This is a genomic window from Bacillus sp. FSL K6-1006, assembly GCF_038593175.1.
GTDB classification, from domain to species: domain Bacteria; phylum Bacillota; class Bacilli; order Bacillales; family Bacillaceae; genus Bacillus; species Bacillus safensis.
The window spans coordinates 391,606-414,628 of the sequence record NZ_CP151970.1 but is presented as its reverse complement, the minus strand read 5'-3'; the positions used below and the strand labels follow the sequence as shown (position 1 = coordinate 414,628).

4 protein-coding genes are annotated in these 23,023 nt (G+C 46.0%); all 4 read right to left on the bottom strand.

Features of this window, described 5'->3' with window-relative positions; genetic code table 11:
• Nucleotides 1-22: 22 nt before the first annotated feature.
• Entirely contained in the window at nt 23-763 is a 741-nt protein-coding gene (locus NSS65_RS01990; protein WP_061110383.1) for an alpha/beta fold hydrolase, read from the bottom strand.
• A 6-nt stretch (nt 764-769) separates the two neighbouring features.
• Nucleotides 770-8,965 (bottom strand): amino acid adenylation domain-containing protein, encoded by an 8,196-nt coding sequence (locus NSS65_RS01985; protein WP_342467341.1) that lies wholly within the window; start codon nt 8,963-8,965, stop codon nt 770-772.
• A 14-nt stretch (nt 8,966-8,979) separates the two neighbouring features.
• Entirely contained in the window at nt 8,980-19,113 is a 10,134-nt protein-coding gene (locus NSS65_RS01980) for an amino acid adenylation domain-containing protein (protein ID WP_342467340.1), read from the bottom strand.
• A gap of 63 nt (nt 19,114-19,176) precedes the next feature.
• A complete protein-coding gene (locus NSS65_RS01975; protein ID WP_340891511.1) occupies nt 19,177-23,013 on the bottom strand; it encodes an amino acid adenylation domain-containing protein in 3,837 nt (1,278 codons plus the stop codon).
• Between the last annotated feature and the right edge of the window lie 10 nt (nt 23,014-23,023).

Here is a 23,023-nt window from a genome sequence, read left to right as displayed (position 1 = left end):
CCTATTGATGGGTCGTTTTTTCTTAATTGTTGATCAATTGCTGCTTGGCTGTAAGCTCAATGACATGTCTCATCTCTTCTGCAAATTGCTCAAGGTGTGTGTTGATATACATGTGGCCTCCATCGAAATTAGTGCGCTCGATGGTTTTTGCCCATTTTAGCCAGCCGCTGGCATCCTTCATGCATTTCTCATCTTGCTTCCCATTGAATAAATAAACAGGTGTGTCGATGATCGATTGATCTGTGTGCTGGAAGGTTTCCAGTGCCCGGTAGTCTGCACGTAAGGACGGTGTAAAGTAATCCATCATTGGTTTGTTCTCTAGTAATTCCTTTGGAATCCCGCCCATTTCGGCAATATGCTGTACAAATGCTTCGTTGGATAAATGCGTCAGCATCTGCCGTTTTGTTTGCGGAGGCTGAATGGCTGAGATCACCACTGCTGCAGGATAAATTCCTTCCTTTTCTAGCAGCTGGGTTAGTCTGTATACCACAAGCCCACCCATTGAATGTCCGAACAGAATAAATGGGCGGTTCAATTTGTTCGTGAGTCCTTCTTTGTACAGCTCTGCCAGCCGGTCAATGCTTGATTCAAGCGGCATGAGATTGGTGCCGTGCCCTGGGGGCTCTGCTGCTGTGATTTCGGCCACGTCTTTTAGCTGTTCAAAGAGCGGACGGTATGAGGCGGAATATCCGCCGGCAAAAGGAAAACAAATAAGCTGAATGAGATCTGATTTTTTTTCAAAGGTTTTCAATAACTGATTCATACGTCTTTACCCCTTTATAATCGTTTGAAGAATCCGTGCCAGTTCATCTGCCTGCGGTCTTTTCATCATGGTGACATGGTCGCCTTTGATGTGGTAATACGAGCACGACTCTTTCGTATAAGCCTCCCAGTCTTCGAACTTCTTCTGGAAATCGCTTGCGTGATCACTGCTTTGGACAATATAAAATGGCACAGGGAATGGTTCTTTTTCTAATTCAATGGCTTGTGACATGATCGTATTATGCGTTTGCATTTGCAAATATTTATCTAAATATTGATCATTCATGAATTGATGAACAACTTCATCCTTTTCTGCCTCTTTGAGAATTTTCTGCTTCACTTCTTGGAAGGTCAATCCTTGTAAAGCTTCTGGCTGAATGCCGACCAGATTCCCCATTCCAAGGACAAGCGCGAGCATTTTCACTTCTTCTTCGTTCATATCGGCATGAAGTGCTTGATCTGCCTCATCTCTTAGCACTGGCACCGTATCTAAAATGATGAGTCCTTTCGGTGCTTTCCCTGCATGGCAGAGCCGCTGATTCATTCCGTAGGCAAGATGCCCGCCCATTGAATGGCCTGCGAGATAGTCAATGCCCGGACGGTAGAACGTCTCAATAGCTTCAATAAAAAGGGTCACAAGCTCCGTATAATGGAGGAATTGCGGCTCTTCATCCTCATATAGGCCAGGAGACTGCAAGGCGTACACAGCGCCTTGATGTGTCATGAGCTTAGCAACATCAATATAGCCCATCACCGTTCCACCAGCAGGCGGTGCAAAGAATATTCTCGGTTCGGCTGGATCGCCTTTTTTCAGCTCGATCACGTAGTCCTTCGGAGACCTTTCGACGTTCTCAGCGGCTTCTGGCACTGCGTCCAAATGTGCGGCTAATTGCGCAGGCGCCGGGTGCATGAAAATCCATTTTGGATCAACACGAACACCTTTTTCTTTTAATTTGGCCACAGCCTGAATACTCATAATGGAATCGCCGCCCAGATCAAAGAAGGAATCATGCATACCCACTTGCTTCACACCAAGCACTTCCTTGAAAGCGGCGACAATCCGCTCCTGCGTTTCGGTGACAGGTTTGTCGTCATCATGGGAAAGGGACATTGTTTCTGTTGGCTCTGGCAATGCTTTTTGATCAACCTTTCCGTTCGTTGTCACCGGCATTTCATCCAGTACGACAAAGTAACTTGGAATCATATAGCCTGGCAGGCTTTCCTGCAAAAAGGCTTTCCAGCCCGGGACAGGATTTTCTCCATCTGTCACAAGGTAGGCCGCCAGCCGTTTTGAGCTGCCATACGTTTTGGCGATGACTGTACATTCTTTGACTTGTGGATGCTTGAGCAGGGCTGTCTCAATTTCTCCGCATTCAATTCGGTAGCCTCTAATTTTCACCAGGTGATCTTTTCGGCCGAGATATTCAATGGTGCCATCTGACCGCCATGTACCAAGGTCGCCTGAACGATACAGCTTGTCTCCCTTTAGTTCAGGAAAAGGATTGTCAATAAACCGCTCCTTTGTCTGCTCTGGATCATGAAGGTAGCCTTTCGCAAGGCCGGTTCCGCCGATATAAATTTCTCCTTTGACGCCTGCTGGTACTGGATTGAGCGCTTCGTCTAGTATGACAACAGTTGAGTTCGACACCGGCACACCAATTGGAACCGATTTTGCGCCTGCTGGCACGTGTGTGACTTGATGTGTTGTGGCTAAGGTCGTGTTTTCTGTTGGACCGTAAGCATTGACGAGCACACCTTCCATATGCGGCAATGCTTTTCGTGCATGCTCACTAGACATGGCTTCCCCGCCAACGAGTAATGTGCGGTAGCCTGCCACACTTTTTGGATCGTGCTCCACCAGTCGATTAAATAATGCGGTTGGCAGACAGTTGGCTGTCACTTGATACGTTTTGATGAATTGCGTTAATTCTTCCATATTCAGTGCTGCATATTTTGGGAGCAGAATCAGCTGACCGCCATTCAGCAGCATTCCCCATAATTCAAATGTAAAGGCATCAAAAGCATAGTTTGATAGCTGTAGCATTTTGTCATCTGGACCGAGCTTGATATAGTTTGTTTCTCTCACTAAGCGGATAACTCCTGCATGAGGGAGCATCACGCCTTTTGGTGTACCTGTTGAGCCTGATGTGTAATTGACATAGGCGATCTGGTCTTCACCTATGATGGATGCTTCTCTTTGATACACTGCATTTGTTTCTGGTATTGGCTTGTCCATGTCAATCTTTGTACCTGTAAAGTCTACTAGACGATCTGCAAGATGAGACTGGGTGATGATCACATCGCTCTGCGTATCACGAACGATGAGACGGATGCGTGCATCTGGATATTCAGGTGACATCGGAACATACGCAGCACCAGATTTGACGATTCCTAGGACCGACACAATCATGTCAAAGGAGCGATCAAATAGCATCGGTACAAAGGAGCCTGGTCCAATTCCTTTTGACTGCAAGTAAGCAGCAAGCTTTGTCGCCTTCTTATCCAAGGCTTCATACGTCATGTGTTCATCCATATAGGACAAGGCAATACGATAAGGATCACGCTTCACCTGTTCTTCAAACAATTCTTGAAGCGTCCGCTTTGGATATGGCGTATCTGTTTGATTTTTTCCTAGAATCATGGCCGCCTGTTCCACTTTGTCCATTAAGCAATAATCAGCAAATGTACGCTCAGGCTGTGCCGTCATGCCATCTAGCACATGGAGATAATAGTTCATATAACGATGAATGGTCTCTTGATCAAATAAATCCGTATTGTATTCCACATGAATCGACAGCTGCTCTTCCTGTTCAAATATATGAAGGGTGAGATCAAATTTAGATACTGTATGATGGACCATCACATGTTCACTTGTCAGCCCTTTAAGGTTTACATCGAGCGAATCGGTGACATACCCCATAGCCGCCTGAAAAATAGGTGACCGGCTTAAATCTCGATCTAACGAAAGGTCATCGACAAGCTTGTCAAATGGATAATGCTGATGTTCAAAGGCTTTTAACGTCATCTCTTTCACGTTTTCCAAGAGATCAGCGAACGTCTCTGCTGTTGAGACGTCCTGTCTCAGCGCAAGTGTATTCACAAACATCCCAACAAGCTTCTCTGATTGCTTGGCATCCCGGCCCGCGATAGGCGATCCAATGATGATATCCGTCTGTCCGGACAGCTTGTGAAGCAGGACGTAGTACGCGGACAGCATCGTCATGAACAAGGTCGTGCCCTGCTTTTTGGACAAAGCCTGCAAGCGTCGGATAAGCGGTTCATCCAGTACAATTTGCTCTGTAGCACCGTTAAATGTTTGAACCGGCGGACGAGGACGGTCAAACGGCAGCTCCAGCACTGGAAGTTCACCTTGTAACGTATTGAGCCAATAGGTTTGGTCTTTTTGATGATGCTTTAATTGTTCATTCTCCCAATGTACATAGTCTGTCCATTCGATTTCTAAGGCTGGGAGCTGCGGCGTTTCATCTGCAAGCAGTGCGTCATATGCCACTTCTAATTCCTGAATGAGCAGGCTGAGTGACCATGCATCTGAAATGATGTGGTGCTGCGCGCAAAGGAGATAATACTCCTCCTTGCCCATATCTACTATCGTCCACTGCGCAAGAGGCCCTCTTTCTAAATCATAGACACGTTCTGCCTCTTGCTGAATGAGCTGCTTGAGTCTTCTCGCTCTTGTTTTTTCATTAAATAACGAGAAATTGGCCACTGTCACAGATGGCGGAAGGTCTTCACGAATGAGTTGAACCGGCTTGCCGCCAAGTGATTTAAATACTGCCCGAAGTGCTTCATGCCGTTTTGTTAAAAGACCAATCGCTTTTGTTAATGCTTGAATGTGTAATGGTCCTGTCAGCTTCCAAGCACCTAATATATTGTAATGATGGCTCTTTTCTAATGTGGATAAGAACCAAATACGCTTCTGGGCATGAGACAATTCATAGCTTGTTTGCTTTTCAAGCTTTGGAATTTCAGCCTCCTGAACGGCTGGCGCCCCTTTGATGTCATCAACCATTTGCGCCAGATGTGCCAGATGTTTGCTTTCAAATAATATTTTTAAAGGCGCCTTCATTGAAAATTCATGATTGATCCGGGAAATGGTTTGAGTCGCTTTTAGTGAATGTCCGCCAAGGTCGAAGAATTGATCCTCTTTGTACACGCGGTCTACATCTAAAATGTCCTGCCATATGGCGGCAAGAACCTGCTCTGTCTTCGTTTCTGGTAATTGCTTTTCAAGACTTTGTCCATTTTTGTGATGATTCAGTTTGAGGGCTTCATGATCAATAAAGCCATCTTGTTTTTTCGGTATTTCCTGTACTTGCTGAATGTCCCATTTGCCTGCTGCGGCGCTCGTGATCTCTTCAACATGCACTTCTTTGCCAGGCTGAACGGTGTAAAAAAGCTTTTTCTCAAAGACCGGTATTGGAGCTGGCTGAAGATACCCGGCGATGTCTGGGTTTGCTCCGTCCAGACCAATAAATAGATGCGCTTCATTGAGCCGGACACCTAAACATAATGAATGGAGACCTTGTTTCTTTCCAATCAATTGAAATCCCTTGCGAACGGTGAGAGCTGCTCCGGTATGCCCCTTAGACAAACCGAGATTATCCCACATACTGAAGTTCAAAGAGATTGCTCGTCTTCCTTCTTGAAAGGTGAGAGCGTGCGCGAGTCCATCTAAAAAGCTGTTGGCCGCAGAGTATGCCCCAAATGTTGTACCGCCAAAAAAGCCATTGACCGATCCAAAAAAGACAAACGGTACTGTCGGATCATACTTAAAGGCTTCCTGCAGGACCCATGCCCCGTCTGCTTTCCCTGACATTTCTTTTGTGAAATCCTCTTCTGACGTATGAGCCAGTGTATACTTGTCCGCCTGCTGAAAATGCTCAGACACATTACCAGCACCGGCCAAATGCAGCACACCCCGGATCGATTGTCCAAAATGCTTTTCTGCTTGATAAATCGCCTGTTCGACGTCACGTAAGTTGGTCACATCTGCTTGGATATAAATGACGTCACCAACATCTTTTAGCTGCGAGAAGGCTTCTTTCTTTTCCAAGCTGTCTTCCAGAGATGTCCGTCCAATCAATACGAGCTTTAAGCCAAATTGGAGCATCTGCTTAGACAGCTCAAACCCAATTCCGCCAAGTCCTCCAGTCAATAAATAAAGACCTTCATATTCTAAAAATCCTTCTGTTTGAGGCGCTTCGATCATATTGACTTTTTCCAGCTTTGGTACGAATCTGTCCCCATTTCGGTAAGAAACCTCTGCTTTTATATGAATCGCAGACAATTCTTCCGCAATATGCTTGGCATCCTGTTCTACATTCTCCGCTTCAATATCAAGATGAGACACCTCTGCTCCTTCCCATTCTTGCGGAATGGTTTTTAGCAGGCCTACAAGCGGCGTTTTCTCCACATGAAGATCGTCTCCAGGCTTCACAAATTGACCGCCTTTTGTCACAACGACAAGACGGATGGGCTCTTTATTTGCTTGTCGCAATGCTTGATACAAGTACAAAATGGATTGACCCGTGCTGGCATGCAGCTCTTTGAACTGCACAGGATCAACGATGTCTTCTTTGTCTGACACATTCCACAGATGGAGCATGCGCCCGGTCTTTAGTTCATCTGCTTCAAGTGCGGCAACGAGCCTGACGTAATCCCCCTTGATTCTCGGATTTATCTGGTACATCCCTTTGGACAGACGCAAAAATTCATGCCCTTTTCTCACAGAAATATATGGCTGTTTCTTTTGCTCAAATTGTGCGTAAAGCGATTGATAAAGTCCTTTTTCATCCTCAAAAACGAGAACATGGTCAGCAAAAGGCTGAGTTGGACCGATATGCTCCTTAGCCCAAATGCGTTTGAAAAACCAGTCTGGGAGTGTTTGTTCATTTTCAGAAGCAAGATCCAGTGCCTGTTCAATGTCACGGAATGCTCCATCTTTTAGTGCTGCGCCTAACTGGGCACGCTGGATTTTCCCACTCTCCGTTTTTGGAAATTGGTCTTTTTTCACCGGAATGATGTGATCAGGCTCTATTCCGATTTTTCGAATGATGGCCTCTCTCATCTGTTGAATTATCGTGATTTGTTCCTCTATTGAATCCCTTTGTGAGACAAAAAAGACGGCAAGCGTGTCATTGCTTGATTCGGGATTATAAATGCCGTACGCAGCGGCAAAGGTGACTTCAACCCCGTCCACCTCTTCAACAACCGCTTCAATTTCGTAATTCAAATAGTTAGCGCCGTTGATAACAATGATGTCTTTTTCTCGACCTGTCAGAACGAGACGCCCTTCATGAATAAAACCTAAATCCCCTGTGTGAAACCAGCCGTTTTCCGCAAAAACTTCTTGGTTGGCTTCTTCATTTTGATAGTAACCCATCATAATTGTTGGACTCTTCACTTGCAAGCGCCCAACCTGATCTTCTGGCAGCACTTCGTGATGCTCATCTACGATTCGAATCCATACAGAAGGAATCGGCGTGCCGACTTCTGTAAACGTCATCTTGTTCGGATGATCGTGCGTCACATATTCGATCTCACTTGTTAACGAGGTCTGATCGATCGTCAGCTGTCCATCCTGTTCACTGTTCCGCATAAATTTCTTTGACTGAACAATGGCTGAGGATGTTTCTGACATGCCGTAAGCAGGTACCATCGCATGACGGCTTAATCCGTGCTGACTCATGATATGCATGAAGCGCTGCGTGACTTTCGGGACAACCGCTTCGGCTGCATTCATGATATAAGTCAGAGTAGACAGGTCCCAGCTCCCCTTACGAATGTCGTCCTCATATTCATTCATCATGGCAAAAGCAAAGTTTGGGGCCCATGTTCTTGTGACACCGTATGTTTCTACCCAATCCAGCCACACCATCGGCCGCTCGATAAATTGATCGATGGATGGACTAATCTGCTGGCAGCCAAGGTAGACGTCATGTACATGAAACATGACAATTCCACCAACATGATCAAGCGGCATCCAGTTAAGCGACACATCCTCATGTGTAAAGCCGTTTACCTGCTCAAAAGCCATAATTCTAGATAAAATGCTTTGATGATGATGACGGATACACTTTGGAACACCCGTACTTCCTGAAGACAGGAGCTGCAGCACAGGCTCATCCGGCTCCGGCTCATAATGCTGTTCATCTGGTTCATACGCCAGCAATGCTTCAATTGTTAAGATAGGCATGACCTTTGCTTCAAATGTCTCACGCAGCCCAGCAATGTCCTCAGCACTTGCTTCATTCGTAATAATGAAAGGTTCATTTTGCAGCTGAAACACGCCCTTCAGCTTATTCACACCTTGATTCATTTCATCATAAACAGGAGGCACAGAGACCGGGGTCGGAATGATTCCTCCGAGAATACAGCCCCAGAATACCGTGATAAAATCTTGATGATCTTTCAATTGAAGTAACACTTGATCGCCGTTTGTCAGTCCTGCTGCCCTTAAACCGGACAGAACCCGTTCAGCGCTTGTTAGTAATTCAGGATAGGTTTGGGTCAACGTACGCCCGTCTTCTTTCATATAGGTCACCCCGCGGTCTGGTGACATAAAGGCTGATCGAATCAGCACCTCTGTCAGTGTGACAGGTGTGCCTGGTTTTTTGATCACATCTCCGCCATACACAAGTGCGGGCGGCTTCTCATGGACAGATGATGGTTTTGTTTCGCTCGCTTCACTTTTCGAAAGCGGTACATTCCCTTGGGTACGCTGTCGATCAGGAAACAGATCATCTAAGTGATAGGGCGTTCGTTTTTCTGGCTGACTTTCAATGAAAGCAGCCGCTTCCTCTACACCATCTATAGCTTTGGTGCGCTCTTCTATCTTTCTTAATTCCTCTTGATCTATGATTTCAATTGAAAGCAGTGCCTCTTTGTCGACTGCTCCACTTTCTGTCTTTGGCAAAGAAGGTAATAAGACGAGAGCGGCTGGCACTTCATGAGGATGAAGCGGACCTTTCTTCAGATCCTCTCTTGTCAGCGAAGGGTCCTTCGCCTGTGCAAATAGCACAAGCGATAGACTGCCTTCTTGATTTTTCTTCGGAATGATTGCACATTCCTTTAGCGGAAAATGAAGCATCATGACTTGCTCTAATGCTTTGAGATCCATTCGTTTTCCGTTGATTCTGACGATATGATTTGCTGCATGTCCTTTTCGTCTACTCACTAACATCGTTTCTTCTCCTCCTACATCCAATCCAAAATCTGAATCTTGTTTTCTTCAGTCCAAACGCCGACATCCCCTGTCGGATAGAGGTATTCACCAGTTTGATGTTTGAATGGATGCGGAATTTTATGCGTCTCCATCCAATCGGCAAGCTCCCCGCAAAGTGCTTTGATGTCCTTTGCACCGATAAAAATATCTCCAGGAAATCCTACCGGCATGAGCTGATGCGCTTCGCTCAGGACATATATTTCCGTTTCACAGGAAGGATCATGCACACCTGAATAGACCTCTTCTTGATCTGGGTACAGCACGCTGACTTGTGCATTTTTCGCCCAATCGGTGATCATCCGCTCTTTTTCTTCATTCGTGACGATCGTGAAGGAAGAGAGGGGTGTCTCCATTTGTTCTGTCATGGCTTCAAGTGTGTGGATCAGCTGCTGCATCAGCGATTGTATTTGCTTTTCTGTATATTGATTGAAGCGGTATGTGACCCGCAGCTCCAGCCTCTCTCCCGGAACTGCCACAAGGGTCAGGTCATAGTTCGTTTCTTCATGACTCGCAATGTCTAAAATGCGTACGCCGTATGGCTCAATAGATTCAATCGGATAGTTTTCAAACACGACAATGCTGTTAAACAATGAATCTCCATTCGGAATGTGGGTCAGCTGCTGAATATCCGGCAGTACGGTATATTCGAATTCCCGCATCTGAAAAACTGTGTCCTGTGTATGTGCCAGCAGCTTGGAAATGCTCCACTCTGGCGTGATCGGCAAACGGAGCGGCAATGTGTTTATAAAGAGCCCTGTCATGCTTTCAACCTGTGGTAAATCCGCCGGCCGTCCTGATACTGTCACTCCGAACACGACATCCTCAGATCCTGAATGAAGATGCAAAAGCAGCCCCCATGCTGTCTGAATCAGGGTGCTCATTGTCACCTTCTGCGTGCCTGTCATCTCTTCGAGTTTCTGCTGCATCTCGGGCGTTAGTTTGATACTTAGCTGATCAACACCTGCTTCTTGATCCGAAGCATGCCCGCCGTCTCCTGGAAGCGGTGTAGCCTCCTCTACTCCTGACATATAACCTTTCCAGAACTCTAGCGCCTTCTCTTGATCCTGCTTTTGCAGCCACTCGATAAAATCTTTATATGGACGTAAAGCAGGAAGATCCATCTCCCGTTCATCCACAAGAGAGCGATACAAAGAAAAGGATTCTTCAATAAAACTGAACAAGCTCCAGCCATCAATTAAAATATGATGAAAGCTAAAAACAAACGTGCATGTGTTTTCATCACGATGGAATAAAGCAATACGAATCAGCGGTTCATCCGTATCTTCTAGTTTGAAATCCTTTGACCGATCTGTTTGCAAATATTGCTGAATGGCTTCCTTCTGATCCGTTTCACTCAGGTGGCGCACATCGTGCTGAGTGAGCTGAATACTTCCTTCTAATTGAATCAACTGAACAGGCTCCTTTAGCCCTTCCCAAGCAAATGTTGTCCGCAAAATCGAATGACGCTCTACTAGCAGATTCCAGGCCTTTTCATAGGCTGCGCCGTCCGTTAAGCCTTCGAGTGTCATATGCACTTGACCAAAATACGCCTGTGACGCTTGATCTAATAATGCATGAAACAGCATCCCTTGCTGCATTGGAGATAGTGGATACACATCCACTACACCATCTGGAAGCTCATCGATTTGCTTTTGCGTCAGCTGAACCATTGGAAAATCAGATGGCGTAAAGCCGCCTTTTGTCTCTACACAATGCGTCAGAATATCCTCCATTTTTTCTTTGAACCGTTCAGGTAACAGGCGCACCTCTTCATACTGAAGCAGTTCACGATGGATCATAAAATTCATCTGAAGCTGACCGTTCACAACATATCCGTACACATCGATCAAATGCTGTCTTTCTGCTTTTGGATCATGTACAAGTCCATTTCGTTCATCTGCTAAATAAAGATATGCTTCACCGTCTATTTGATCTAACTGTCCAAGATAATTAAAGCTCATCTGCGGCGCTGCCTTTTTGAGTAAACGAGATGCTGTCATGTATTGAAGCAAGCCATAGCCGATTCCCTTTTGCGGCACAGCTCTTAAGGTTTCTTTGACATCTTTGATTTGTCTCTCAATATCGGTTTGAATAAAAGGAATAAAAATAGGATAAGAGCTTGTAAACCATCCGACTGTTCGTGACAAATCCATCTGTTCAAATAAATCCTCGCGTCCGTGCCCTTCTAACGTGATGAGCAGCGGCTTTCCAACGGCTTGCGTGAGTCCTGATAAGAGTAAATCGTTTACCTCTGTTCGGTACGCTTGTGATGCCTGCCTTAGTAAAATATCTGTTTGATTCTTCGTCAATTGAATAGACAGGATCTCTGCATGTTCTTCTATATTGAAAAGTGCAGGGGTTTGAAAAGGAGAACCCTCTTCCTCTTGGCTCGTGATCTTTTGCCAAAAAGGAACCTGCTCTTTTAATTGATCGGTTTGTGCGTATTCATAAAGAGCATCTGCCCACTGCTGATAGGACGCAGTTTTCTTTGCAAGCGCGATTTCCTGCCCTGCCGCAAGCTGCTTCAGTCCATTTAATAGGTCTTCCTGTATGATGCGCCATGAGATTCCATCCATCACAAGATGATGGGCAGCGATAAAGAGTTCAGACGTACCATCACTTGTGTGAAAAAGAATGGCTTTGATTACTTCTCCCCGCTCTAATGACAACGTTTCTTGACAAGCGGCGGTCTCCATGCGGATTTGTTCCAGCGCTTCCTCATGAGAAACACTCGTCAAATCAAAGAAGGTGACACAAGGGGTGATGCCAGGCGCACGAATGGTTTGAATCCATGATCCATCTGCTGTTTTTGTATACATCGCTCTCAGCATATCGTGATGATCGACAATTTTTGAGAGAACCTGTGTCAGCTGCTTTAGCTGTATAGATTGCTTGAATTCCATATGCGCTGATAAATTCCAATAATCTTGGTTTGTCATTGATTGCTCAAAGAACCATGATTGGATTGGAAGCAGACGAACATCTCCTGTGACAGGCGATTGATCATAGGACGCAGCAGCATCTGACCTTTTCATAGCGAGTGCCAGCTGTGAAATCGTCTGTTTTTCAAATACATCTCTCGGCTGAATGACGTAGCCTTCCTGTGCTAAGCGCGCCACCATTTGTATGACAATAATCGAATCCCCGCCAAGCTCAAAGTAGTTATCATGTACGCCAATCGAAGGCGTACCGAGCAGCTGAGTCCACACTTTTTCCAGTAAGCGTTCTTCCTCACTGAGTGCCCTGTCAGCCGGTATGTCCACTTCTTCCTGTCTCCACTCTGGCGGCGGGAGACGTTTTTGGTCTACCTTGCCATTTGCCGTGAGCGGGAGTTCCTCCAGCTCTATTAATAGGCTTGGCACCATATAATCTGGCAGTATTTCTTTTAATTGATAACGAATGTCTTGCGTGGTCATGCTGCCCTTTTGGACAAAATAACCGATCAATCGCTTGTGACCACTCTCATGCTGATGCGGAATGACCGCACATTCTATGATGTCTTCAAAGCGCAGCATGGCGGCTTCAATTTCTCCGCATTCGACGCGGTGTCCGCGAATTTTTACTTGATGATCGATTCTTCCAAGGCAGTCGATGAGGCCGTTTGGCAGCCAGCGGCCCATATCGCCTGTTTTATATAAACGCGCTCCTTCTTGGAAAGGATGCGGGATAAATGATTGCGATGTTTTTTCTTTATCTCCAAGGTATCCGAGTGCAAGCCCTGTACCGCCTACGTAGATCTCTCCAATGACACCTTGCGGAACCGGCTGCAGCTGGTCGTCTAGTACATAGGCCTGTGAATACGCAATTGGCTGACCGATAGGAACCGAAGTCTGCCCCTCATCCACTGCCCGAATGTGATGCACACAGGAGAACGTCGTATTCTCAGTTGGTCCATAGCCGTTTAATAGGCCTTCAGGTAAATACGGCAGCGCTTTACGGATATGAGCAGCTGACAAAGCATCACCACCGACCAATAAGGCATCGAATCCAGATAAAGCTTCTGGATGTTCCTCTGTTAATCGGTTAAACAGCGGTACTGTCAGAAATCCTGTTGTGATCTTGTAAGATGTCAGCGTGTCAGCCAGTGTATCCATTGATAAGATCGTATTTCGATCGGTCAGTATCAGCCTTCCGCCGTTGAGCAGGGCTCCCCATATTTCATACGTAAAGGCATCAAAGGAGAAGCTCGCGATTTGCAAAATACGCGTTTGTTCATTAAGGGTGACATAATCTGTTTCACATACAAGCCGGATGACCGCTTGATGCGGAATTAAAACTCCTTTTGGCTGACCGGTTGATCCTGATGTGTAATTGATATAAGCGAGTCCATCAGGTTTTAAAGCAGCAGACTTGAGTTCTGCCTCTGATAAAAACTCTTCATACCCCTGATCAAGACAAATGAGCTCGGTTTGACTGATTGAGACTTGTTTCAGCCATTCATTTTTTGTCAGTAACAACTGAATACCTGTATCCCTCAGCATATAATCAATGCGTGCATCTGGATATTCAGGATCAATTGGGACGTAGGCCCCGCCTGCTTTCACAATCGCCAGCACCCCAAAAATCATTTCAGGCGACCTGTCAATTAGAAGCCCTACTGGTTCATGCGGCTTCACTCCTCGCTGCTGCAGATAAGCAGCAAGCCGATCGACTTTCTCTTGTAACTCCTGATACGTCCACTGTTTTTCCCCAGATTCGAGGGCGATCGCATGAGGTGTCTTTTTCACCTGCGCTTCAAACCGTTCTGTGATGAGAAGCGGGCCTACTGGTTGTTCTGTGTTGCCGCTCCATTCATAGAGCAGCTGATCCCTCTCTTTCTCTGGCAGGTAATTCATTTGTCTGATTGGCTGTGCTGGATTTTCACAAATACACGCAAGCAGCTGCTCGTAGTAACGAAGGAACCGTTCCATCGTGTCGTCAGAAAATAAGTCTGCATCATACTCCAGTTTTACTTGAAGACCCTCCGCTCCTTCAAAAACAAACAGGGATAGATCGAATTTGGCCGTATCATTATCTTCAATGGCTAAAACGGATGTCGCCTCACCCATCGGAGAAGCTTCAAGGGGCAGGTTTTGCAGAACAAACATGACCTGAAACAGCGGCTGCTTGCCAGCCTCACGTACAATATTCAGCTCATCTACCACCATCTCAAACGGCACATCCTGATGCGCATAGGCGCCCATTGTTGTTTCCTTCACTCGCTCTAATAGCTCTGTGAAAGCTGGATTGCCGCTATGATCAATCCGAAGTGCCAGTGTATTCACGAAAAATCCGATGAGCTGCTCCATCTCCGTCCGATTTCTCCCGGCAATGACGGATCCAATGACAAACTCATCCTGTGAAGACAATCGATGCAGCAAAGTAGAGAAAGCCGAAAGTAATGTCATATAAAGGGTGCTGTCTGTTTTCTGAGAAAGAGCAGCCAACTGGTCAGACAGCGGCTTCGACAAGCGGTATTTTTTCGTTTTTCCCCTATAGGATTGAACGGCCGGACGCGTGTAGTCATACGGCAACATCAACTCTTCCACAGGTACCGCAAATTGCTCCTTCCAATAGGAAAGCTGCTTCTGAAGCGTTTCTCCCGTCAAATACTCCTTCTGCCAAAGTGCGTAATCTGCATATTGAATCGGCAGCGGTGAGAGATCAGGCTCCCTCCCTTCGATCATCGCTGTATACCACTCGGACAGCTCCTTTGCGGCAATGCCAATCGACCAGCCATCTGATACGATGTGGTGAATGGACATCAGCAGCAAATGATCTGTGTCTGACAGCCGAATTAGTTTCGCGCGAAAAAGTGCATCATGCTCTAAGCGGAAAGGTGTGCCCGCTTCTTTTTTCGCCCACTCAGCCGCTTTTTGTTCTTTTTCTTCCTGTGATGAAAGATCTGATATATCGACAACCTCAAGCGCTGGAAGAGTCATATGCTCATGTATGATCTGTACCGGTTCATCGCCGTTCATTGCAAAGGATGTTCTGAGTGATTCATGCCTTTGCACCATTTGCTGCAGGCTGCGCTGAAGCACCTTCACATCTAAAGGTCCATTCATCCGAAAGGAAATCGTATTATTGTATAATGGCAGATCAGGCTGTAATTGATAGAGAAACCACTGTCTTTGCTGAGCATAGGACATCGGAAGCTCCTGACCCTTTTCTATTTTCCGTATCGGAATCGCTTCATCGGCTTTGGCATGTGAATCAATCCAGTCGGCTAACTCTCCAAGTCTCGTATGCTCAAAAAGAACAGCGAGCGGCACGTCAAATCCCGTTTTCTGTCTAACAGCAGACAGCATTTGCGTTGCCTTGAGCGAATGACCTCCGAGTAAAAAGAAATGATCACCACAGCTGATGTTTGAGACATCAAGCAGTTCGGACCAAATATGTGCCAAAAGTTTCTCCGTCTTAGTTTGAGGTGCTCTGTCCTCTGAATCATGTCCACTTTCCTCTATTAATTTATTGAAATACACTTCGTCCGGCATCCCATCCTCTGTTTCTTTCCAGTATTCTTCAGGATATAGATGGACGGAACATTCACCAGAGAGACGAGACTGTATACACGTATAAATGGATTGATACAGCCTTTCTTCAAAAGCCTTTGTTTGATCGGTTTTGAAAAAGACATATACGGCCTGCTCTGTTTGTATTTCCCCTTGTATCATCTCTTGAATTTCCTGCTTCGACCGATCCAGCCCGATATAAATGAGAGGAGCATCTGTCATCAAGCATGCCAGCATTGTTTGAATGCCCGCCCGTTTTGGAATCGGGAGATAACCTCTTTCTTTTAGCATGCCTTTGATCATTGAGCCTTCACTCATTCCGGTCTCATCCCACATGCTAAAGCTAAAGCAATACGGCTTTACAGTAGATGTCAGCCTCTGATAATGAGCAAATTGTTCAACGAACTCATTGGCTGCGCAATAAGCGCCAACGGTCATCCCGCCCTTTAACGTTCGAGCTGACGAGCTGGAAAGGAATAAGACATTGTGCCGTTTAGATGCTGCTTCATGAAGCGAAATCGTGCCATATACCTTCGCTTCGTACATCGCATGTAATGAAACAGACGTCATGTCACGAAGCAGCTCTTCTTGAATGATGCCAGCGAAATGAATAACGCCATGCAGCCTTTTGCCTAAAGCCGTCTCCTCTCTTGAGATCAGGGTTTCAATGGCTTTTGCGTCAGTAATGTCTACTTTTTCATAAAGAACTGTGCCGCCGCGCTTTTCCGCTAGATTCTCAAGTGAAATCAATACGTCATGCTGCTCCGCAGATAAAGCCTCTCGCGCCTTTCTTCCAACCAGCACAAGATGCGCTTGATAGGATGTCAGCAGGTGCTCACTCAGCATTCGTCCAATGCCGCCAAGCCCTCCTGTCATCACATAAAGCCCGGAAGATTCAAATGGCGGTTTCTTCACCCTTTGTTCTTTTTCTAGATGAAGCGGTGTTAAAAGAGGAGTATAACGAACACCTTCGCGATAAGCAGCGATATGATGGCTTGTGTCATGTGTAAGCTCTGTCATGATCGATGATGCATGAGAACGGTCAGCATCCGGTTCTGTCAGAGAAAAATCAAGGCATCGCACCTTGATAAACGGCCATTCATGCTGAACAGCTGTCATCAGTCCTGCTGTCGTTGCTTTCTCCACATCATGTGTTTGATCTTCCGGCAAGTTCATCGCATGAGCAGAGACAAAGGTGATCTCTACCGGCTCCTCATAGGCAGCGATCGCTTTTGTTACATATAAGGCACTCATGCTGCCAGTTTTCTGTGCTTCTTTTGCCAACGCTGCATGAAGTGTGTCTTCTTGAGTTGTGTAGTTCCAAAGGTGAATGATTTGTTTCACCGAAACGCCATACGAACGGAGTGTCTCAAAGAGTTGTTCGTAGTCAGACGGCCGATTCGGGTGGATGATGAAGTGTGTATGTGTGAGTTGTGTGAATGCTTGACCCGGTTCAACCGTAATATACGTTTGTTCATTGCTTGAAAGGGATTTTAATTGATCTGCCAGCCCTAATGTGTCTGCAAAGATCACCATGTTCCCTGCTGTTTGTTTTTCAGCTTCATGAAGCGGAGCAGGTGTCCACTCCTTTTGTAAACTCCAATCAGGCAAGGTGTGTTCATTTTCAAGTCTAATGTCCAGCTCCTTGATGATTTCATCAAATTCGCCTTCCTGCCATCGCTTCTTAAGCTGTGCCCTTTCTATTTTTCCAGAGCTTGTTTTCGGAAAGGCATGCTTCTGGACAGGAATCACGCGCGATGCAGACAGCCCCATTTTTGTCGCAATATGGGATTTAATATCCTGACTTGCCCTCATGATATAAGAAGGTTCATACAGCTTCGGTGTAAAAAAGAGAATCAGCTCGTCGGATGCAGATGCTTCCATCCGGGCGGAACAGGCCGCTACAAAGCTCGTTTCGACGCCGGGTACTTCCTCTGCAATGACTTCTATTTCATAGTTGTGATAATTTTTCCCGTTGATGATGATCATGTCTTTTTCTCTTCCGGTTAATGTCAGCCTTCCTTCGTGCAGAAAACCTAAATCCCCCGTGTGAAACCAGCCGTCTGTTTGAAAGACTTCTTGATTCGCTTCGTCATTCTTGTAATAGCCCTTCATTGTCGTCGGCCCTTTAATTTGCACACTGCCAATATGATCTTCGGGAAGAAGCTCATGCTGATGATTCACGATACGAATCGTGATACCCGGAATCGGTCTTCCCAGCTCTGTAAAGCTGACGGTTCCTGTCTCACGTGCCTCCGCTGGTCTTAGCTGCTCTGTGAGTGATGTTTCCTCAAAGGTTAGAACCCCGCTGTTTTCATCTCCCCGCTCTATCGCAAAAGAGAAGACAACGGCTGAAGAGATTTCAGACATGCCGAATGCCGGTCTAATGACGTCTCCCTTTAAGCCGTGCGGAGCCAGCAAGTGTAAAAATCGGTGAATCGTCTTCGGTACGACCGCTTCTGCCCCATTGATCATACAAGTCATAGCAGAAAGATCCCAAGATCCTGACGAAATGTCTTTCTCATAATCATTGATCATCGCAAATGCGAAGTTAGGCGCCCATGTTTTCGTTGCACGGTAGCGGTCCATCCAGTCAAGCCAGCGCAGCGGCTGAGCGATAAAATCATCTGTTCTTGCCCGAACCTGCTCACAGCCCGTGTACACATTGACTAGGTGAAACATCACAATACCGCCAATATGATCTAAAGGCATCCAGTCTAACGACACATCCTCTTGTGTAAACCCATTGGCTGCCACTGTTCCTTTGACATTCGCCAGCACGCTTCGATGAGAATGTTCTACGCATTTGGGCATCCCTGTACTTCCAGACGTTAAGATAAAAAAGACTGAATCATCCGGTGACGCGGGATAAGCTTCTATATCTCTTTCTAAAGAAAGCATCGGCTCAACGGCTGCAACACGTAACTTGTCTGTATGCCACAATAAAGCTAAGCCTTGCACCTCATCAATCAGCGAGTCATCTGTTAAAATGAGCGGATGCTCCAGCAGGTGCCACGCATGATGAAGTTTCTTCACGGAGGCATTCATTTCCCGATAGGTCGGTGCAGCGGACACTAGTGTTGGAACAAATCCGCCTAACACACACGCCCAAAAGGCTGTTACCATCGCATGATTGGATGAAAACTGAAAGAACACAGGATCACCCGGTTCAAGTCCTAATGCCCTCAAACCTGTCAGAACCCGCTCAGCGTCCTCCTTTAACTGCGCGTAGGATTGCGTGAGTTCATTCTCACTATTGACGATATAAGTCAGACCATTTGTCGTTTTTGCCGCCTCTGTTAAGGCGTCCTGTAAGGTTTGGGCTCCTGCGTTAACATCTAGATCCCCTCCATAGGAAAGGGCGGGCGGCATGTCCGCTAAAGCAGGGGAAGCCGTTTGCGTCTGTATCGATTCAGCTGCGGCCTCCTGCTCCATGTGATTGTCGAGAAATAAATGAGAGAGGTGATATGGCCGCGGTCGAATGGTTTTTTCACGAGAAAAAACAGCGAAGCGTTCGATTTCGTTGGTTTGTAAAATGGTTCTCTGTACATCTTGTAAAATCGTATCCATTGTTTCATGTACATTTGATTCGTTCATAATTGATGGTTTCATATGAGTTCCTTTCCTTTTTTGACAGGCAGGGCTGCCAATATGCACCCCTGCCTGATCTAAAGTTTACAAAACGGCTTCTCTATTTTTTTGATTAACTATTTTTTTGATCAGCTGGGCATTTTGGGCTGCACATTCTTTGTTTTTGAACATGTCAGCGTGCTCACCGTAGCCTTGATAATAGCGATAAGCACCGGTCGTCGCCTCTTCCCAATGATCCATCCAGTCTGGAATCTCAATTTGCTCTTCTGATTGGATGAAATCAATATCTGCTTGTATCTTTCCTTGATTCACCCCCTTAACAAATGTTTCATAATAGGCCCGCGTTTTTTGAGCAAGCGCTTCTTGAACGAGCTCTTCTTGGGCAAGTTCACTTTGCTTCGATTGATGGACAATCGCTGCGATATCGTCATCAATGGATCGTCCTTCTAAATCACTTTCACCAATTTTCTTATAGGAATCGATCATAATGACCTTTTCCACCGTCCGTCCTGCTTGTTCAAGCGATTGAACGAGCTCAAAGGCCAGATAGCACCCGCCAGAGTAGCCCATCAAAGTCAGCGGCCCTTCAGGCTGAAGGTGCTGAATATGCTGAACGTATTGCATCATGCGGTGATCAGCTTCAATAAAGTCAAAGGCAATCAAACGAACGCTATCAAGCGTTTTGGCGGCTTCCTGATAGATAAAGCCATAGCCAGGTAATGGCGGAAGAGCAAAGACTGTTGAAGTTTGAGATTCATTGAATACAAGATAGCCGGCAGCTTCATGATCCTGCTGTTGAATATAACGGCTGATGGCTTCAATTGTCGGCGTCTCAAACAGCAAGTGAATAGGCACCTGAACATCGAATTCCTTCGACACCTTTGATAAAAGCGACATCGCTTTTAAAGAATGTCCGCCAATCTCAAAGAAATGGTCATCTGTACTGATATCATCTCGTTCAAGCACTTCACGCCACATGACAAGCAGCTTTTGTTCTACCTCATTGGCCGGAAGCTTCACATGGCGGTTTCCTTGAGGCGCCTCTGGCTTTGGCAGCTGACGTTTATCAACTTTTCCATTTGGTGTCAGCGGCATTTTCTCAAGTCTGATCAGCTCATGAGGCTGCATGTATGCCGGAAGTTTCTCCTTCAGCCCTGACTTGATCACATCCACTTTGTCCTTCCACTCATCCTCACACGTCATATAGGCGAGCAGTCTTGTATGCTGCGACGAGCCATGCTGATCCGTTATAAGGGCAGCTTGCTTTACGCCTGGATGCATGAGAAGGTGGGCTTCAATTTCTGTCAGCTCAATTCGGTGTCCGCGAATTTTCACCTGATCGTCCACTCTGCCTGCATACTCAATCAGACCGTCTGCTCGAAAATAAGCCAAATCACCCGTGCGATACAGCCTTTCTCCCGCAGCAAACGGATGTGTGATAAAGGCTTCTTTTGTCAGATCAGGACGGTTCAAATAGCCCTTCGCAAGTCCTTTGCCGCTGAGACAAAGTTCTCCGACCATTCCAATCGGCTGAAGCTGTCCTTGCTGGCTCAATATATAAGCACCCGTTTGGTTAATCGGCTTTCCGATTGGAATAGAATAAGCTTCGATCGGCGGAGCTTCATCTACAGGATAATAGGTGGCGAAAACCGTTGATTCAGTTGGGCCGTAGACATTGATTAGTCTGCCTTTCCCCATGACATCAAAGGCTTTTCTCACATGCTGTACAGATGCACGTTCCCCTCCGAACAGCACCTTGCGCACACTGCGCATCCAATCAGTTTCTTCATCAATAAGAAGATTAAATAAAGCAGTTGGAACAAACATGACAGAAATGCTTTCTCTTTTAATCAGCTCCGTCAGTTCGTGCATATCTAAAATGGTGTCTTTTTTCGGCAGGACAAGCTTTGCTCCGTTTAAAAGCGCACCATATACATCAAAGGTAAAGCCATCAAATACGCTGTTGGATAGCGACAGCAGTGTATCTGTTTCTGAAATGGTTAAGTAGTTCGTATTTTTGACCACCCGGGCAATATTGGAATGGGTGGTCATGATGCCTTTTGGCTGACCTGTTGTGCCTGATGTATACATGATATATGCCGTATCGTGTAAACCTGCTTCCAGCGGCAGATTCTCTGAGCTCATTAGTGAAATCTCCTGATCATCTGCAAACAGATACGTGCCATCAAACGCGAGTCCCTTCGCCTGACCAATAAAGGATGAGTGAGTCAGAAGATGCGTTACTCCGCTGTCTTTAAGCATGTATTGAATGCGGCTTTCTGGATAATCAGGATCGATTGGCACATAGGCTGCGCCTGCTTTTAAAACAGCAAGCAGACTGACAATGAGATCAGGCGTTCGATCGGCTAAAATGGCGATGACCGTTTGATGTTCGGCTCCATTTTTTTGCAAATGCCTTGCCAATCGATTGGCCTGTTCATTCAGCTCGGCATATGTCATCGTCTGCTCTTCTGCTGATAGCGCCACTGCATTTGGCTGTTTGCGGACATTATGCTCAAACCATTTCGATAAATACAGCTGGTCATGCTCAAGCTCAGGTGCATTCCATTCCTCAAGAATCAGCTGTTTTTCCTGTTTTGTGACGAGTGGGAGTGTATGAACCGATTGATCGGGATGCTTGACCGCCTCATTGATCAATAGGCTGAGCTGTTCCTTTAACTTATGAACAAATTGAGGATCAAACGCTCTTTGGTTAAAGGCAAGCTTCAATAGTAATTCTTCTCCAGGCGATGCGAGCAGATTGAGATCATAGTTTGATTTTTCATAGACATTCATGTCCTCCACCGTGAACCCTAACCGTGCCTCTTGCTCGTCCTTCTTTGCGGCTGGAACATTTTCAAACACAACAATATGATCAATGAGCTGCTGCTGACCTGTCTTTGCTTGAATATCATAAATCGGAATATATTGGTGCGGCTCGGCTGCAAGAGACTGCTGCTGTGTTTCTGACAGGAGCGCACGAAATGTCATGTGATCTGTCAGCTGAATTCTTCTTGGGATGACATTGATGAACAACCCAACCATCCTGTCAACGCCAGCCAAATCTGCCGGACGTCCTGACACAACTGTTCCAAACAGCACATCATTTGACCGCTGATACCTGCTCAGCAGAACCGACCAGACTGATTGAAGCGCACTGCTTAACGTCGCATTTTGCTGCAGCGCTAACTCTGATAAAGCGGCCGTTTCTTCTTTGCTCATGGACCATTCAATTTCGCCTAATTCATGTTCATTCGTCTGTTTCCGCTGCTCTTTAAAGGTCGATTGTCCATCAAACCCCGCTAATGATTGCTGCCAATATTGAAGTGATGCTTGCTTATCTTGTTTTTCCAGCCACTTTATATATTCTTTATATGGTTTGACCGGCGCTAACTTGTAAGGGATGTCATGTAAAAGTGCATGATAAATCGCAAATAACTCCTGCACCACAAGTCCAAAGCACCAGCCATCCAGAAGGATATGATGATAGCTCCATATCCAGCGATAGCTGGCAGGGCCCGTTTGGAAAACAGACGCCCGCATGAGAGAATCCTTCGAGAGGTCAAATCCTCTCAGCTGATCCTGTTGTTTGAATTTATCTATACGTTCAAGCTGTTCGTCTTCAGAAAGATCTTGCAAGTCCACAACATCAAGTGTAAAAGGACGTTCTTTTAGTACAACTTGGACAGGGCGCTTTACTTTTTCGTGGAGAAACACGGTACGAAAAATATCGTACCGCTCCACGATGATATTCATGCTTTTCTCAAGTAAGTCATAACGCAGTGTGCCCTTAACGTTCATATCCATTTGCTCTACATAAAAGCCCTTTTCTTGATGATGGAGGGTATGAAACAGCATTCCTTCTTGCATCGGTGACAGATAATACATGTCTTGAACTTGATCCCTTTTAAATTGACTCATCTATTTCATC

Coding starts and splice junctions, on each gene's coding strand:
- NSS65_RS01990 (WP_061110383.1), bottom strand. CDS start 763: ATGAATCAGTTATTGAAAACCTTTGAAAAAAAATCAGATCTCATTCAG.
- NSS65_RS01980 (WP_342467340.1), bottom strand. CDS start 19,113: ATGAAACCATCAATTATGAACGAATCAAATGTACATGAAACAATGGAT.
- NSS65_RS01985 (WP_342467341.1), bottom strand. CDS start 8,965: ATGTTAGTGAGTAGACGAAAAGGACATGCAGCAAATCATATCGTCAGA.
- NSS65_RS01975 (WP_340891511.1), bottom strand. CDS start 23,013: ATGAGTCAATTTAAAAGGGATCAAGTTCAAGACATGTATTATCTGTCA.